The sequence below is a fragment of the Mycolicibacterium parafortuitum genome, assembly GCF_002086815.1.
GTDB classification, from domain to species: Bacteria; Actinomycetota; Actinomycetes; order Mycobacteriales; family Mycobacteriaceae; genus Mycobacterium; species Mycobacterium parafortuitum.
Genome location: NZ_MVID01000023.1, coordinates 1 through 14,087, shown reverse-complemented (window position 1 = coordinate 14,087; position 14,087 = coordinate 1). Strand labels below are relative to the sequence as shown.

The following is a 14,087-nucleotide window of genomic DNA, read 5'->3' as shown; positions in this document are numbered from 1 at the left end:
TCGCATGACACTCAGGACGAAATTCACCGAGGCGTTCGGGGTCGAGCACCCTATCGCCCAGGGCGGTATGCAGTGGGTGGGTCGCGCGGAACTCGTTGCGGCCGTGGCGAATGCGGGCGCGTTGGGTTTCATCACCGCGCTGACGCAGCCGACGCCGGCGGATCTGGCCAACGAGATCGCCAAGACGCGGGACCTGACGGACAAGCCGTTCGGTGTGAACCTGACGATCCTGCCCGCGATCAACCCGCCGCCGTATGACGAATACCGCCAGGTGATCGTCGACTCGGGGATCAAGATCGTCGAGACGGCCGGCTCCAACCCGGCGCCGCACCTGCCGATGTTCCACGACAACGGCATCAAGGTGCTGCACAAGTGCACCTCGGTGCGGCACGCGGTCAAGGCGCAGAGCCTCGGTGTCGACGGCATCAGCATCGACGGGTTCGAGTGCGCGGGTCATCCGGGTGAGGACGACGTGCCCGGCCTGGTGCTGATCCCGGCCGCGGCCGACAAGATCGAGATCCCGATGATCGCCTCCGGCGGGTTCGCCGACGGCCGCGGCCTGGCCGCCGCGCTGGCGCTGGGCGCCGACGGCGTCAACATGGGGTCGCGGTTCATGTGCACCGTCGAGTCCTGCATCCACCAGAACGTCAAGGAAGCGATCGTGGCCGGCGACGAGCGGGGCACGGAGCTGATCTTCCGCAGCCTGCACAACACCGCGCGGGTGGCGTCCAACGTGGTGTCGCGGGAAGTCGTGCAGATCCTCGCCGGCGGCGGTCAGTTCGAGGACGTCAAGGATCTGGTGGCCGGCGTGCGCGGCCGCAAGGTGTTCGACGACGGCGATATCGACGCCGGCATCTGGACTGTCGGGACGGCGATGGGCCTGATCAACGACATCCCGACCGTCGGAGACCTGGTCGCACGGATCGTCGGGGAGGCCGAGGAGATCGTCACCGGCCGACTGGCGGACATGGTCACGCCTGCGGCGGAGCGCGTCTAGCGTCAAGCAAACCGAAAATGGAGGAGCGCGCGTCCGGTGGACGCGCGCTCTTTCATACTGCGGTGGGCAATACCTGATCGTCGTCGAGCTGCTCCGAGGTCAGGCCCTCGACGAGAAAATCGCCGTGGTAGAGAGCCTCGAAATCAACCTTGATGACATCAGCGTTGGTGTCGTCGATCCACATGTACTGGAGAGTAACCAGGCGGTCTAAGGAATCTTTGAGCTTGCTATCGGAAAACTGTGGCAATCCTTACCGCTCGGTAGGTTCTGCGCTTCAGGGGGCGCTGAAGTGGAACGGGTTGACGCCGTAGAGCGCGATCCAGGTCAGGACCGCGGCGACGAACGAGAGCACCAGCAGCGCTACCCGCACGCGCGCTGACCAGGCGATTCGTGTCAACACCCGGGCGTCGACCGAGTATGCACCGGCGCCGGTGAACAGCAGCGCCGCGGCGCCGAGGCCGATCAGGAACGGGACGTTGAAAGGATCGGACCACACTGTGGCCGCCGACACGTTCACCGCCCACGCGCAGAGCATCGCGCCCAGTCCGGCACACCCCGCCAACGGGGTCAGCACCCCGAGAAGCAGGCCGATGCCTGCGAGGGTCTCGGTGGCGGTGACCATGAACGCCGCGAACCCCGGCGCCCGCCACCCCGCGTCGGTCATGAACTGCACGGTCATGGGGAAGTCGGTGGCCTTGATCAGGCCGGCGTGCAGGAGTGCGGCGGCCACTCCGATCCGCAGGATCAGCAGCCCGGCGTCGACGGTCCCGGTGGCAGGCGCGGTCGTGGTGGATGGAGCTGTCGCTGTGTCGGTCATGTTCACTACGACTCGCCGGTTCCCCAAAACTCATCGCACGGGCGCCGGCCCCGTAGAACCCGACGCGCTGGAACAGTGGACAGCGGTGGTGCTGCACAATTTGATGACTGGTTGAAGGAGCCCGCTGATGAAGGAGGCCGCGATGAGCGACGTCGTCGATAACCCGTTCTTCGCCCGGCTGTGGACGGCGATGTCGTCGCGTGAGCCGGAGTCGCTGCGGCGGCTGCGCCGGGAGAACCTCGCCGGGTTGACCGGCCGGGTGCTGGAGGTCGGCGCGGGCACCGGCACCAACTTCGAGTTCTACCCGGCGACGGTCAGCGAGGTGGTCGCCGTCGAACCGGAGCGCCGCCTCGCCGAACACGCCAGAAAGGCCGCCTCGGGTGCGGCGGTCCCGGTCGTCGTCAGCACCGACACCGTCGAACAGTTCGCCGACGCCGAACCGTTCGACGCGGTGGTGTGCTCGCTGGTGCTGTGTTCGGTCGACAACCCCGATGATGTTGTCCGGCAGTTGTATTCGGCTCTGAGGCCAGGAGGCGAGCTGCGGTACCTGGAGCATGTGGCCAGTGCGGGCGCCCGCGCGCGACTGCAACGGGTCGCCGACGCCACCGTGTGGCCGCGGCTGCTCGGGAACTGCCATACCCACCGGCACACCGAGGACACCATCACCGGCGCGGGATTCCGCGTGACGGCGGCGCGGCGGCAGTGGACGTTCCCGGCGTGGGTGCCGGTGCCGGTCGCCGAGTTCGCGATCGGGGTGGCCCGTCGCCCTTAAAGAGAGGTGGAGCTCTTAGGGAACTGGAGCCCTTAGGGAGTGGTGGAGCCGACCTAGCCGAGCAGGACCGGCAGCCGCTGCAGCAGGCCGGGCAGCGCGGCGACCGCCGACTCGCGCAAGGTCACCGTCGCACTCGGCGACAACGGCGTCTCCTCGGGATTGACCTCGATCACCGGGACGCCGCGGGCGATCGCCAGCTCCGGCAGCCCCGCAGCGGGGTAGACCACCGACGACGTCCCGACCGAGACGACCACGTCGGCGTTGACGACGGCCTGCACCGACTTGTCCCAGGCGTCGTCGGGCAGCGCCTCGCCGAACCACACGACGTTCGGGCGGATCAGCCCGCCGCAGGTGTCGCAATGCGGGGGATCGACCGACTCGACGGGCTCGGGCATGTCCGGGACGGCGCCGTGGTACGCGGATCCGCATACGTCGCAATGGAATTCGAACAAGCTGCCGTGTACGTGGTACACCCGGCTGCTGCCGGCGCGCTCGTGCAGGTTGTCGACGTTCTGGGTGATCACGTGCACGTCGGCGTAGTCCTCCCACGCCGCGACCGCGCGATGGGCGTTGTTCGGCGCCACCGCGCTCATCATGTGGTGGCGCCACAGATACCAGGCCCAGACCCGGTCGGGGTGGGCGCGCCAACCGTCCGCGCTGGAGATCTCGTACGGGTCGACCTTGGCCCACAGCCCGGTCTCGACGTCGCGGAATGTCGGGACACCGCTTTCGGCGGAGATCCCGGCACCGCTGAATACCGTCACCTGCACCCCACCAAATTAGTCGCTGTAGGCAATACTGGGCACGTGGGGGACTTGGGGGATTGGGTACGCGTAGATCCGCATGCGTCCAGGCCGTTGTTCGACCAGCTCAGAACGCAGATCATCGCAGGGGTCCGGGACGGGGAACTCGCTCCCGGCACCCGGTTGCCGACGGTCCGCGAGCTGGCTGGTCAGATCAACCTGGCGGTCAACACCGTGGCGCGTGCCTACCGGGAGTTGGAAGCGGCGGGAATCCTGGAGACCAGGGGCAGGTTCGGCACGTTCGTGGCGCGGGCGGATCCCGCCGACGCCGCGATGGCGACGGCCGCACACACCTACGTCTCCACGGCCCGCGCACTCGGGGTCGGCAAGGACGAGGCGCTGCGCTACGTCGAGACGGCGTTCGGGTGATCAGCCGAACTCGAGCAGCGTGAACATCGGCCGCACGGAGTCGAGCAACGGCACCCGTGCGGCGGTCCACATCAACGCGTTGAGCAGTCGGCCGCGCACCCGCTCGACCGGAAGGTCGTGCACGGCGCGCACGCCCGCAACGGTGTTGACCAGGTCGGCGGCTTCGGCGAGGGTCAGCGAGAACGGCATCGAGGGCACCCGGTAGCGCAGGGATGCGCGCACCCCGCGCCGAACCAGGGACGCGAACGCCGACGGCGGCAGGTCGAAGATCATCTGGCCGCCGGGGAAGCGGGCCGCGCATTCGGTGATCAGCGCCATCGCCTCCTCGGGCTGCAGGTACATCAGCAGGCCCTCGGCGGTGATGAACACCCCGTCGTCGGTCTTCACCCGGTCCATCCAGCTGAAGTCGAGCGCGGACTGCGCGACCATCTCGACACGGTCGGAGGCGGGCAGCAGCTTGCGCCGCAACTCGACCATCGGCGGCAGGTCGACGGTCAGCCACCGGAACTCGTGCCCGACGTCCCGGGACCCGTCGGCTGCCGGCGCGTCGAGCCGGTAGAAGGAGGTCTGCAGACCCTCGGCCAACGCGACCACGGTCGCGCGGGGATGGTCGCGCAGGTAACGGCGGGTCCACTTGTCGAACACCAGCGACCGCACCGCCATGTCCTGGCGCCGCGTGAAACCGAACTTCGCGAAGTCGTAGTCGATCGAATCGACCAGATGGATCGCCATCGGATCGTCGATCAGCGAATCGGGACGCCGTGCCTCGGTGGCACGGACCAGCAAGGTCATCAGCGCGGTCTCGGACACTCCGGTGAGGTCGGCGGTGTGTTTGCCGTTCGGCGTCATCGTCAGCCCCTCCTGATTCGGGTTCGAAATCGAGGCACCTGGTCCATCCTCGCAGACCGCCGGAAGTCGTAGGCTCGTGCCATGACCCGCGATGTTTTCGACGACAAGCTGCTGGCGCTGATCGCCGGGAACTCGCTCGGCGTGCTGGCCACGATCAAGCGCGACGGCAGACCGCAGCTGTCGAACGTGTCGTACCACTTCGACGCGCCGGCACAGACCATCTCGGTGTCGATCACCGAGCCGCGGGCCAAGACCCGCAACCTGCGCCGCGATCCGCGCGCCGCGATCCACGTGAGCTCCGACGACGGCTGGGCGTACGCGGTGGCCGAGGGGGATGCGGTGCTGAGCCCGCCCGCGGCGAACCCCGCCGACGAGACCGTCGAAGGATTGGTGGAGCTGTACCGCAAGCTCGCCGGGGAGCACCCCGACTGGGACGACTACCGCAGGGCCATGGTCGACGACCGCCGGGTCCTGATGACGCTGCCGATCTCCCACATCTACGGCATGCCGCCGGGGAAGCGCTGAAACCGCGCGCGGCGGACTACGCTGCGGCCATGGCATCCAAGGAGTCGGCTCAGTCCGGCGAGGACGACAACAAGCGCAAGTTCCGGGAGGCGCTGGAGCGCAAGAACGCCAACGCGGTCAAGGGTTCGTCCCACAAGGACGGCGGCGCGAACAAGGCCAGAGGCTCCCACGGACCGGTGGAGAACCGGCGCGAGTTCAGGCGCAAGAGCGGCTAACGCCGAAATTGCATTCCAGCAGAAGTCTTCTCGACTTTTGCCTGCTGGAATGCAATTTCGGCGTTTCTCGGCTTAGTGGGCGACCGCCTTCTCTGCGCCGATCCCGGTCAGTGACCGGACCTCCATCTCGGCGGCGATCTTCGGGTCCTCGTCGTCGGGCGCGCTGAGCGTGCCGACAATGCCGAGGATGAACGCCAGCGGGATCGACACGATGCCGGGGTTGGCCAGCGGGAACCAGGCGAAGTCCGCACCCGGGATCATCGCGGTCTTCGATCCGGACACCGCCGGGGAGAAGACGATCAGCACGATGGTCGAGATGAGACCGCCGTACATGCTCCACAGCGCGCCGCGGGTGTTGAACCGCTTCCAGTACAGCGAGTAGATGATCGTCGGCAGGTTCGCCGCCGCGGCGACCGCGAACGCCAGCGCCACCAAGAACGCGATGTTCTGGCCGTTGGCCAGGATGCCAAGTCCGATCGCGAGGATGCCGAGCACGACCGCGGTGATCCGCGAGACCCTCACCTGCTCGGCCTCGGTCACCTTGTGTGACTTCAACACGCTGGCATAGATGTCGTGCGCGAACGACGCCGACGCGGTGATCGTCAGCCCGGCCACCACCGCGAGGATCGTCGCGAAAGCCACCGCGGAGATGATGCCGAGCAGGATCACACCGCCGAGCTCGAACGCCAGCAGCGGTGCCGCCGAGTTCACCCCGCCGGCCGCGCCGAGGATGCGGTCCGGGCCGACCAGCGCCGCGGCGCCGTAGCCGAGCACCAGAGTGAACAGGTAGAACGCGCCGATCAGCGCGATCGCCCACACGACCGAGCGCCGCGCTTCTTTCGCGGTCGGCACCGTGTAGAAGCGCATCAGCACGTGCGGCAGACCCGCGGTGCCCAGTACCAGCGCCAGTGCCAGCGAGATGAAGTTGATCTGCGAGGTCAGCGAACCGCCGTACTGCGCGCCCGGCGCCAGCACGTCACGATCGGCGACGCCCGCGGTGGTCGCACCGCTGATGGCCGACTGCGCCGAACCGAGGATCTCGGAGAAGTTCACGCCGAACTTCACCAGCACCATCACCGTCATGAAACCGGCGCCGGCGATCAGCAGCACGGCCTTGATGATCTGCACCCAGGTGGTGCCCTTCATGCCGCCGACGAGCACGTAGACGATCATCAGCACGCCGACGACCGCGATCACCACGGACTGGCCGGCGCGGCTGTTGATGTCGAGCAGCAGCGCGACCAGGCCGCCGGCACCGGCCATCTGCGCCAGCAGGTAGAACAGCGACACCGCAAGGGTGTTCGTCGCCGCGGCGAGCCGGACCGGACGCTGCTTGAGCCGGAAGCTCAGCACATCGGCCATCGTGAATTTGCCTGTGTTGCGCAGCAATTCAGCGACCAGCAGCAGGGCCACCAGCCACGCGACGAGGAAGCCGATCGAGTACAGGAAGCCGTCGTAGCCGTAGACCGCGATCGCGCCGGCGATGCCGAGAAAGCTTGCCGCCGACAGATAGTCACCGGCGATCGCGATGCCGTTCTGCGGGCCCGAGAACCCGCGGCCGCCGGTGAAGAACTCGTCGGCGGTGGCGTTGCGCTTGCTCGCCCGGATCACCACGATCATCGTCACGACGACGAACAGGCTGAAGATCCCGATGTTGGCCGCCGGGTTGCCGACGGTCTCGGATTGGGCCAGAAGGGTGGTCATTTGATCTCACTCTCCAGTTGGGTGCGGATCGCCTCGGCCCGCGGGTCGAGTTCGCGGTTCGCAAACCGCACGTAGAGGCCGGTGATCAGGAAGGTCGACAGGAACTGGCCGAGCCCGATGAGCAACCCGACGTTGATGTCGCCCCACACCCGGGTGGCCATGAAGTCGTGGGCGAAGGCGCCCAGCAGAACGTAGACGGCGTACCAGATGAGGAAGACCGCCGTCATCGGGAACACGAACCGGCGCAAGCGGTTGCGCAGTTCCTGGAACTCGGGGCTGGCCTGGACTTCTAGATAGCGTTCGCCGCTGATGGCTTCCGGGCGAATCGGAAGGTCTGTTTCGGACACCTTGATCTCACGCTCCTGACTGCTGTGAACCGGCTCTGGCGCAAACGTAGTTGAGATGCAGGTCACATACCCTGCTCGGCCGGAGTGCACACGGTGAGGACCGATGATGCTGCGGTGAACGGTCGGCTCATGGCGACGAACGGTGGGCGGTCTGCACCTAGCCCCGTGGCGTGCGCTCGATCCCCATCCCCAGATGTTCCGGAACGTGCATCCGCGCGAAGGTCTGCGCGACGTCGGCGGGTCTGCTGTCCCGGGTGAGCCGGCTGACGACGATCATCGTCGCGAACGCGAGCGGAACGCTGACCGCGGCCGGATAACCGATCAGCACCGCGGGCCAGCCGCCGAGTGCGCCCTCGTCGATACCGCCGACCACCGCGACGGTCACCGCGCCGCCGGAGAGCACCCCGCCGACGGCCAGACCGCTCATCGCCCCGCGGGCGGTCAGGCCGCGCCACCAGATGCCGAGCACCAGTAGCGGACACAGCGTCGACGCGGCGACGGCGAACGCCAGCCCGACGCTGCGGGACAGCTCGAGATCGCCAGAAGCGGCCAGCGCCAACGGGATCGGGATCAACCCGCCGACCACGGCGGCAAGCCGGAAATCCCGCACCCGGCCGGGCAGCACATCGGTGGCCAGCGCGCCGGCGAAGCTGACCAGCAGGCCCGACGACGTCGCCAGGAACGCCGCGATCGCGCCGGCGGCCACCAGCGCCGCCAGTAGTTGGCCGACCGGTCCCGCGAACGCCGACGCGGGGGCGAGCAGCACCGCCGCGTCGGCGGCGCCGGTGATGAGCAGTTGCGGGACGTACCACCGCGAGAACACCCCGAGCAGCGTCGGGAACAGATAGAACAACGACAGCAGCGCGATGACGGCCAGCGCCGTGCGCCGCGCCGCGCGGCCGTCGGGGTTGGTGTAGAAGCGCACCAGCACGTGCGGCAGGCCCATCGTCCCGAGGAACGTCGCGACGATGATCGACAGCACCTGATAGAGCGGGTGGCCGCCGCCGAGTCCGCCGCCGGAGGCGATCCAGTCCCGGCCCGCGCTCGGCGTTCCCGCGACGACCGGGGTGGCCGCCCCCGCCGCCAGCGTCAGCGAACTGCCCGCCCCGAGCGTGTGCTCCCCGGCTGATCCGATCGCGGTGTCCTGCACCGGCCTGCCGTCGAGGGTGCCGGTGACGGTGATGCCCGCCGGCGCGGCCACCTGGACGACGACGTCGGTCTCGATCTGGACGGCCGTCTCGTTCGGCACCGTCGGCGGCAGCGGGCCGCCGAGTTCCCCGCCGCGGTCGCTGAAGAACAGCCCGGCCAGCGCCAGCGCCGGGATCGCGACCGCGGTCAGTTTCAGCCAGTACTGAAAGGCCTGCACGAACGTGATCGAGCGCATGCCGCCGCCCACCACGTTCATGATCACGATCGCGCCGACGACCAGTGGTCCCAGCCAAACCGGGGTGCCGAGAAGGGTTTTCAGCGCGAGCCCGGCCCCCTGGTACTGGGGCACCAGGTAGAAGATGCAGATCACCACGACGACGAGCATCGCGACCTTGCGCAACCGGACCGAGCCGAGCCGGAACTCGGCGAAGTCGGGGACGGTGTAGGCGCCGGAACGGCGCAGCGGCGCGGCGACGAACAGCAGCAGACCCAGATAGCCGGCGGTGAAACCGACCGGGTACCACAGCGCGTCGGCGCCGTACTTGGCGATCAACCCGGCGACGCCGAGAAACGATGCGGCCGAAATGTATTCGCCGGATATCGCGGCGGCGTTCCACCTGGATCCGACGGTGCGCGAGGCGACCAGGAAGTCCGACGTGGTGCGGGAGAACCGCACGCCGTACGCACCGATCGCGACGGTCGCGACGGCCGCGGCGAGCAGCGCGAAAGCGGTCAGCGGTGATCCGGTCACGGCTCGGCGTCGATCACCCGGACGAAGTCGCGTTCGGCCTGCTCGGCCAAGCGCACGTAGAACCGGCCGATCCCGTAGAGCAGCGGATACACCAGCCCGGCCAGTACCAGCCAGTTCAGCCGGATACCGAACACGCTGACCGCGCCCAGCGCCGGGAAGGCGGCGTTCAGCAGCGGGATCGCCCCGATCAGGCCGACCACCACGGCCGCCAGTCGCAGCGCCAGCCCCAACTGCGCGCGCACCAGGCCGCGCACCAGCGCGTCACCCACCAGCGTCTGCTCCTGCACCTCGACGCGGGTGCGGACCATCCGGGCGCCGCGGCGGTGCGCGAGCACCACGCGTTGGCGTTGCGGCCGTTCGCTACTGGTCATCGGGGCTTCCCGCCGGACGCAGGTGCCGCATCGGGTTGCGCACCACCCGGTCGCGCAGTTCGCGGGCCTGGCGCCGGCTCACCGGGAGCTCGACCGCCGGTGATGCGCCGTTGGCCCGCAGCCGCACCAGGACGGCGCCGTCGGCGGTGCGCAGCCCCGACACCAGCCGCAGCGCCACCAGGTAGGACCGGTGGACGCGCTGGAATCCGCGGTCCCGCCAACGGGTTTCGAGGGTGCTCAGCGGTATCCGGACCAGGTGTGAACCGGACGCCGAGTGCAGCCTGGCGTAGTCGCCCTCGGCTTCGACCCAGCCGATGCTGTCGCGCGGGATCAGATGGGTGACCCCGCCGAGTTCGGCCGGGATCACATCCGATTCGGGCTCGCGGGTGGGATCGTCATCGCCGGCGGGAGCCGCGGTCTGCGCACCCGCGACCCGGCGCACCGCGGCGTCGAGGCGTTCCTCGCGGATCGGCTTGAGTAGATAGTCGAGCGCGCCGACGTCGAAGGCGGCGACGGCCTTGTCGTCGTGCGCGGTCACGAACACGATCGCCGGACGCTGCGCGTAGTTGGCGAGTACCCCGGCCAGTTCGATGCCGGACAGGCCGGGCATGTTGATGTCCAGGAACACCGCGTCGATGGTGCGCTGATTGAGTTCCCGCAGCGCCGACGTCGCGTCGCCGGCCCGGAACACCTCGCCGATGGCCGGATGCCTGCCCAGCAGGTAGGCCAGTTCGTCGAGGGCGGGGGCTTCGTCGTCGACGGCCAGCACGGTCAGCGGTCGCGTCACGATCTGACCACCCCGAACCCACCTCCACTGGCCCGCACACCCGACCGGAACTTCGGTACCCGCATCACGACCTTGGTGCCCGCGCCGATCGCGGTTTCGACCACCAGACCGTAGTCGTTGCCGAACGCGGCGCGCAGCCGATGGTCGACATTCGTCAACCCCACGTGTGCGCCGGCGCGGTCGCTGTTGGTGGTCTCGGACAGCGCGTCGCCCGGCCCGGCGCGCAGCGCCTCGGGATCCATTCCGACGCCGTCGTCTTCGACGGTGATGACGCAGTCGGAGCCTTCGTCGCGGGCGATCAGCTCGATGGAACCGCTTCCGCGTCCGGCGAAACCGTGCCGCACCGCGTTCTCCACCAGTGGCTGCAGCGCCAGGAACGGTACGACGACGTTGAGCACCTCCGGCGCCACGCGCAGCGTCACCTTCAGGGCGGGCCCGAACCGGGCGCGTTCGAGCGTCAGGTAGCGGTCGATGTTGCGCAGTTCGTCCGACAGCGTGGTGAACTGGCCCGCCGCGCGGAACGAGTAGCGGGTGAAGTCGGCGAACTCCAGGATCAGCTCGCGGGCGCGGTCGGGGTCGGTGCGCACGAACGACGCGATGGTGTTCAGCGCGTTGTAGATGAAGTGCGGGCTGATCTGGGCACGCAGCGCGAGCACCTCGGCGCGGTCCAGTCGCGCACGCGACGCGTCGAGTTCGGCGAGCTCGATCTGGCTGGCCGCATATCGGGCGACTTCGCCGACCGCGCCCAGCATTCCGGGCCCGGGGGAGCGGGTGGTCACGACCACCAGCACCCCCAACAGGTCGCCCGCTTCGGTCAGCATCGGCTGGGCGATCACCGCGGAATCCTTGGCGTGCGTCATCACCCGCCGCTGCCCGGAGATGGATTCGCGCGCGGCACCGTCGCATGCGTCGCACACGTCTTGGGTCCACACCAGGTCGAGGTCGGGGTCGCGGATCAGCGGCTCGCCGTCGCCGTCGAACAGCGCGAGCCCGTCGGTGCCGGTGAGCTCGCGCAGGAACGGCGCGGACGCCTCGGCGGATTCGGTGTCCAGCCCCCGGCGCAGTGCGCGCGCCGCCAGCGACGCGGTGTGCAGCGCGGCGTGTACGGCGCGCTCGGTCGGGGTGGCCACCACACGGCGGGTCCGGACCGCGACGACGACGGCGGCCACGGCGAGCAGGATCAGCGCGGCGGTGAGTGCGATCTCCAGCGCGCCTGACATAGCGCTACGTTACTTCGCCGCGCGATGCCGAATCGCGCTTACGGCAGCCCAATTGACGGCGGGTCGGCTTCCCCTACTGAATGGGGCAGGCGTACTTCTGCGCCACCGCCATCGCGCGCTGCTGTGCGCCGGGGCCGAGCACCCCCTGGGCCGCCAGCTCGAGGCCGATGTATCCCGGGATGCCGCCGATGCACGACTGGTGGGCCAGCCGCCACGCGGTGTCGGGATTGAGGTGGTAGCCATTGGCCTGCAGGCCCTGCATGTAGGCGTCGAATTCCGGGGTGCCCTGATCGGGTATCGCGTGCGCCGTACCCGCCAACGCGATCGCGGTGATGATCGCCGCACCAAGCCCCGCCAGTACCCGCCCCATGACCGCCTCCTCCGGTTTCCGGGTTCACGATGACACATCCCGGCCGATCTCAGGGCCGAATGCGCAGCTCACCGCGGTTGCCGCGCGGCCTAGACTGGCCGCGTGGCGAAATTGCAGTTGGTTCAGGATCCCGCGGCCGACGAGCTGTTGGAGGCCAATCCGTTCGCGCTGCTGGTCGGCATGCTGCTCGACCAGCAGATCCCGATGGAGGTGGCGTTCGGCGGCCCGAAGAAGATCGCCGACCGGATCGGGCGTTTCGACGCCGAGACCATCGCCGACTACGACCCCGAGGCGTTCACCGCGTTGTGCGCGCAAACGCCTGCGGTGCACCGCTTCCCGGGTTCGATGTCGAAGCGGGTGCAGGCGCTGGCCCAGGTCATCGTCGACGAGTACGGCGGCGACGCGGCGGCGCTGTGGTCCGACGGCGCCGACGGCAAAGAGGTGCTGCGCAGGCTCAAGGCGCTGCCCGGCTTCGGGGAGCAGAAGGCCAAAATCTTCCTCGCGCTGCTCGGCAAGCAGTACGGCGTCGACCCGAAGGGGTGGCGTACCGCCGCCGGCGACTACGGCAAGGCGGGCGTGCACATGTCGGTCGCGGACGTGAAGGATCCGGGGTCGCTGCAGAAGGTGCGGGCGTACAAGAAGGAAGCCAAGGCCGCAGCGAAGGCCGCCAAGGCCTGAGCCATGGATGCAGCGAAGGCCGCTAAGGCCTGACCTCGGCGTCCAGTGCCGCCAGATCGGTGAGCACCTTGGCGACCACCCGCCCGGTCGCGGTCGCGGTGTCCAGTCCGTCGGCCAGGCAGCGCAACGTGATGCCGCGGGTCGTCAGATCGGCGACCGTGTGCGTCACCTCGGTGACGGTCCGGCCCAGCCGTTCCAGCGCGACGACCACGACCACGTCGCCCGCGCGGGCGTAGCTCAACAGGGCCAGCAGCCCGGCGCGCATCTTGTCCGCCGAGCCCGCGGTCTTGTCGGTGAAGATCCGCCGCGGGTCCACTCCCGCGGCCGCGAGTTCGGCGAGTTGCTCGTCCAGGCTTCCGGAGTCACCCGCGGCCGTCGCATATCCCAACGTGGCCGCCACGCTTTCCAAGGTCTCATGCCGGAGCGCGCGGCGTCACAGAGACTCGCCGTCGAAGCGTTCCCGCGTCACGAACTCGGCCACCGGTTTGCGGGTCAGCTTCGTGACCTGGCGCTGCGGGCGGCCCAGCGGCAGCACGGCCGCGACCGCGTACTCGTCCGGAATGCCGAGCAGGTCCTTGACGGCGGCTTCCTCGGCGACCGCCATCGTCGTCAGCACCCCGCCGTAGCCCTCGTTGCGTGCCGCGAGCAATACGTTCCACACGAACGGGTAGACCGATGCGCCGGCGATCACCCCGACGCGGTCGAGGTCCTGGTCGAAGGCCGCGACGACAGACAGGTCCACGCAGACCACCAGCACGACGGCGGCGGTCAGCAGGGGGAGCGTCAGTTCGGCGGGCACCTCGGTCGCGGCGACCTCGTCGGGGGTGACACCCATGGGGTGCACCGGATTCCACGGTGCCTCGCCGTTGCGCTGCTGCGCGATGTAGCGGCGTGCACCGGTCTGGGTCAGCGCCGCGAGGGCTTCGCGGGTGGGGCGCTCGCGTACCGCGATGACGTGCACGCCCTGGCGGTTGCCGCCGCTCGGCGCGAACCGCGCGTGGTCGAGGATTCTGGCCAGGACATCGTCGGGCAGGGGGTCGTCGGTGAAACGCCGGACCGCGCCGGTCGTCCGCATCACGTCGTAGAGGTCCATATTGGGTGATCTTGTCTTATCGCAGGGCCGGTGCTGTGCCATTGTTGTGTCATGGCGAAGACACACTTGAACTGCCCCTGCGGCGAAGCGATCACCGGCAAGGACGAAGAGGATCTCGTGGAGAAGGCCCAGAAGCATCTGTCCGAGGTGCATCCCGGCCGCGAGTACGACCGCGACGCCATCCTCTTCATGGCTTACTGACCCACCAAAACGCCGAACTGGGATTCCCGGTTGTGAATCTGGCCAGATTCACAACCGGGAATCCCAGTT

The 14,087-nt window shown here is 68.8% G+C and carries 20 protein-coding genes; 7 read left to right on the top strand and 13 right to left on the bottom strand.

The window, feature by feature from the left end; translation table 11 throughout:
* The first annotated feature begins 4 nt into the window (after positions 1-4).
* Complete coding sequence (locus BST38_RS21300) at positions 5-997, top strand: NAD(P)H-dependent flavin oxidoreductase (RefSeq protein ID WP_083145475.1); 993 nt, start codon at positions 5-7, stop codon at positions 995-997.
* Positions 998-1,049: 52 nt separating this feature from the next.
* Here the strand turns inward: BST38_RS21300 and BST38_RS29800 are convergent, their stop codons facing one another.
* On the bottom strand, positions 1,050-1,181 hold the full coding sequence (locus BST38_RS29800; RefSeq protein ID WP_110781845.1) for a hypothetical protein: 132 nt from the start codon (positions 1,179-1,181) through the stop codon (positions 1,050-1,052).
* A gap of 90 nt (positions 1,182-1,271) precedes the next feature.
* Entirely contained in the window at positions 1,272-1,814 is a 543-nt protein-coding gene (locus BST38_RS21290) for a DoxX family protein (protein WP_083145568.1), read from the bottom strand.
* 142 nt (positions 1,815-1,956) lie between these two features.
* On the opposite strand from BST38_RS21290, the gene BST38_RS21285 reads away from it, so the two are divergent.
* Complete coding sequence (locus BST38_RS21285) at positions 1,957-2,586, top strand: class I SAM-dependent methyltransferase (RefSeq protein WP_083145567.1); 630 nt, start codon at positions 1,957-1,959, stop codon at positions 2,584-2,586.
* 53 nt (positions 2,587-2,639) lie between these two features.
* On the opposite strand, the gene BST38_RS21280 is transcribed toward BST38_RS21285, so the two are convergent.
* A complete protein-coding gene (locus tag BST38_RS21280) occupies positions 2,640-3,356 on the bottom strand; it encodes an NAD-dependent deacylase (RefSeq protein ID WP_181792070.1) in 717 nt (238 codons plus the stop codon).
* A 36-nt stretch (positions 3,357-3,392) separates the two neighbouring features.
* On the opposite strand from BST38_RS21280, the gene BST38_RS21275 reads away from it, so the two are divergent.
* A complete protein-coding gene (locus BST38_RS21275; RefSeq protein ID WP_083145473.1) occupies positions 3,393-3,758 on the top strand; it encodes an Rv1152 family transcriptional regulator in 366 nt (121 codons plus the stop codon).
* Here BST38_RS21275 and BST38_RS21270 read toward each other — a convergent pair whose 3' ends face one another.
* Positions 3,759-4,607 carry a class I SAM-dependent methyltransferase gene (locus BST38_RS21270; RefSeq protein WP_083145472.1) on the bottom strand — a complete coding sequence of 283 codons (849 nt, stop codon included), beginning with the start codon at positions 4,605-4,607 and terminating at the stop codon, positions 3,759-3,761. It lies immediately after the preceding gene.
* Positions 4,608-4,688: 81 nt separating this feature from the next.
* Here BST38_RS21270 and BST38_RS21265 point away from each other — a divergent pair, with 81 nt between their 5' ends.
* Positions 4,689-5,132: a PPOX class F420-dependent oxidoreductase gene (locus tag BST38_RS21265; protein ID WP_083145471.1), complete on the top strand. Its 444-nt coding sequence runs from the start codon at positions 4,689-4,691 to the stop codon at positions 5,130-5,132.
* Between the two features lie 29 nt (positions 5,133-5,161).
* Entirely contained in the window at positions 5,162-5,347 is a 186-nt protein-coding gene (locus BST38_RS21260) for a DUF5302 domain-containing protein (RefSeq protein ID WP_083145470.1), read from the top strand.
* 72 nt (positions 5,348-5,419) lie between these two features.
* Here BST38_RS21260 and BST38_RS21255 read toward each other — a convergent pair whose 3' ends face one another.
* The 7 genes from BST38_RS21255 to BST38_RS21225 all read right to left on the bottom strand — a co-directional run bounded on the left by BST38_RS21255 (position 5,420) and on the right by BST38_RS21225 (position 12,046).
* Complete coding sequence (locus BST38_RS21255; protein ID WP_083145469.1) at positions 5,420-7,051, bottom strand: monocarboxylic acid transporter; 1,632 nt, start codon at positions 7,049-7,051, stop codon at positions 5,420-5,422.
* Positions 7,048-7,398 (bottom strand): DUF485 domain-containing protein, encoded by a 351-nt coding sequence (locus BST38_RS21250; protein ID WP_083145468.1) that lies wholly within the window; start codon positions 7,396-7,398, stop codon positions 7,048-7,050. The genes BST38_RS21255 and BST38_RS21250 overlap by 4 nt, the downstream gene beginning before the upstream one ends.
* A gap of 157 nt (positions 7,399-7,555) precedes the next feature.
* A complete protein-coding gene (locus BST38_RS21245) occupies positions 7,556-9,298 on the bottom strand; it encodes a sodium/solute symporter (RefSeq protein WP_083145467.1) in 1,743 nt (580 codons plus the stop codon).
* On the bottom strand, positions 9,295-9,669 hold the full coding sequence (locus BST38_RS21240; protein ID WP_083145466.1) for a hypothetical protein: 375 nt from the start codon (positions 9,667-9,669) through the stop codon (positions 9,295-9,297). The genes BST38_RS21245 and BST38_RS21240 overlap by 4 nt, the downstream gene beginning before the upstream one ends.
* Complete coding sequence (locus BST38_RS21235) at positions 9,659-10,456, bottom strand: LytR/AlgR family response regulator transcription factor (RefSeq protein ID WP_083145465.1); 798 nt, start codon at positions 10,454-10,456, stop codon at positions 9,659-9,661. The genes BST38_RS21240 and BST38_RS21235 overlap by 11 nt, the downstream gene beginning before the upstream one ends.
* On the bottom strand, positions 10,453-11,676 hold the full coding sequence (locus BST38_RS21230) for a sensor histidine kinase (RefSeq protein ID WP_083145464.1): 1,224 nt from the start codon (positions 11,674-11,676) through the stop codon (positions 10,453-10,455). Before BST38_RS21230 ends, BST38_RS21235 begins: the two co-directional genes overlap by 4 nt.
* A gap of 73 nt (positions 11,677-11,749) precedes the next feature.
* A complete protein-coding gene (locus BST38_RS21225; protein ID WP_083145463.1) occupies positions 11,750-12,046 on the bottom strand; it encodes a DUF732 domain-containing protein in 297 nt (98 codons plus the stop codon).
* A gap of 102 nt (positions 12,047-12,148) precedes the next feature.
* Here BST38_RS21225 and BST38_RS21220 point away from each other — a divergent pair, with 102 nt between their 5' ends.
* Positions 12,149-12,724 (top strand): HhH-GPD-type base excision DNA repair protein, encoded by a 576-nt coding sequence (locus BST38_RS21220; RefSeq protein ID WP_083145462.1) that lies wholly within the window; start codon positions 12,149-12,151, stop codon positions 12,722-12,724.
* A 22-nt stretch (positions 12,725-12,746) separates the two neighbouring features.
* Here BST38_RS21220 and BST38_RS21215 read toward each other — a convergent pair whose 3' ends face one another.
* The gene (locus tag BST38_RS21215) at positions 12,747-13,124 is read right to left on the bottom strand and encodes a recombinase family protein (protein ID WP_083145461.1); all 378 of its coding nucleotides are present in this window, start codon (positions 13,122-13,124) and stop codon (positions 12,747-12,749) included.
* A gap of 33 nt (positions 13,125-13,157) precedes the next feature.
* Complete coding sequence (locus BST38_RS21210; RefSeq protein WP_083145460.1) at positions 13,158-13,817, bottom strand: nitroreductase family protein; 660 nt, start codon at positions 13,815-13,817, stop codon at positions 13,158-13,160.
* A gap of 51 nt (positions 13,818-13,868) precedes the next feature.
* On the opposite strand from BST38_RS21210, the gene BST38_RS21205 reads away from it, so the two are divergent.
* Positions 13,869-14,018, top strand: a complete 150-nt coding sequence (locus tag BST38_RS21205; RefSeq protein WP_083145459.1) for a DUF1059 domain-containing protein — start codon at positions 13,869-13,871, stop codon at positions 14,016-14,018.
* The last annotated feature ends 69 nt before the right edge of the window (positions 14,019-14,087 follow it).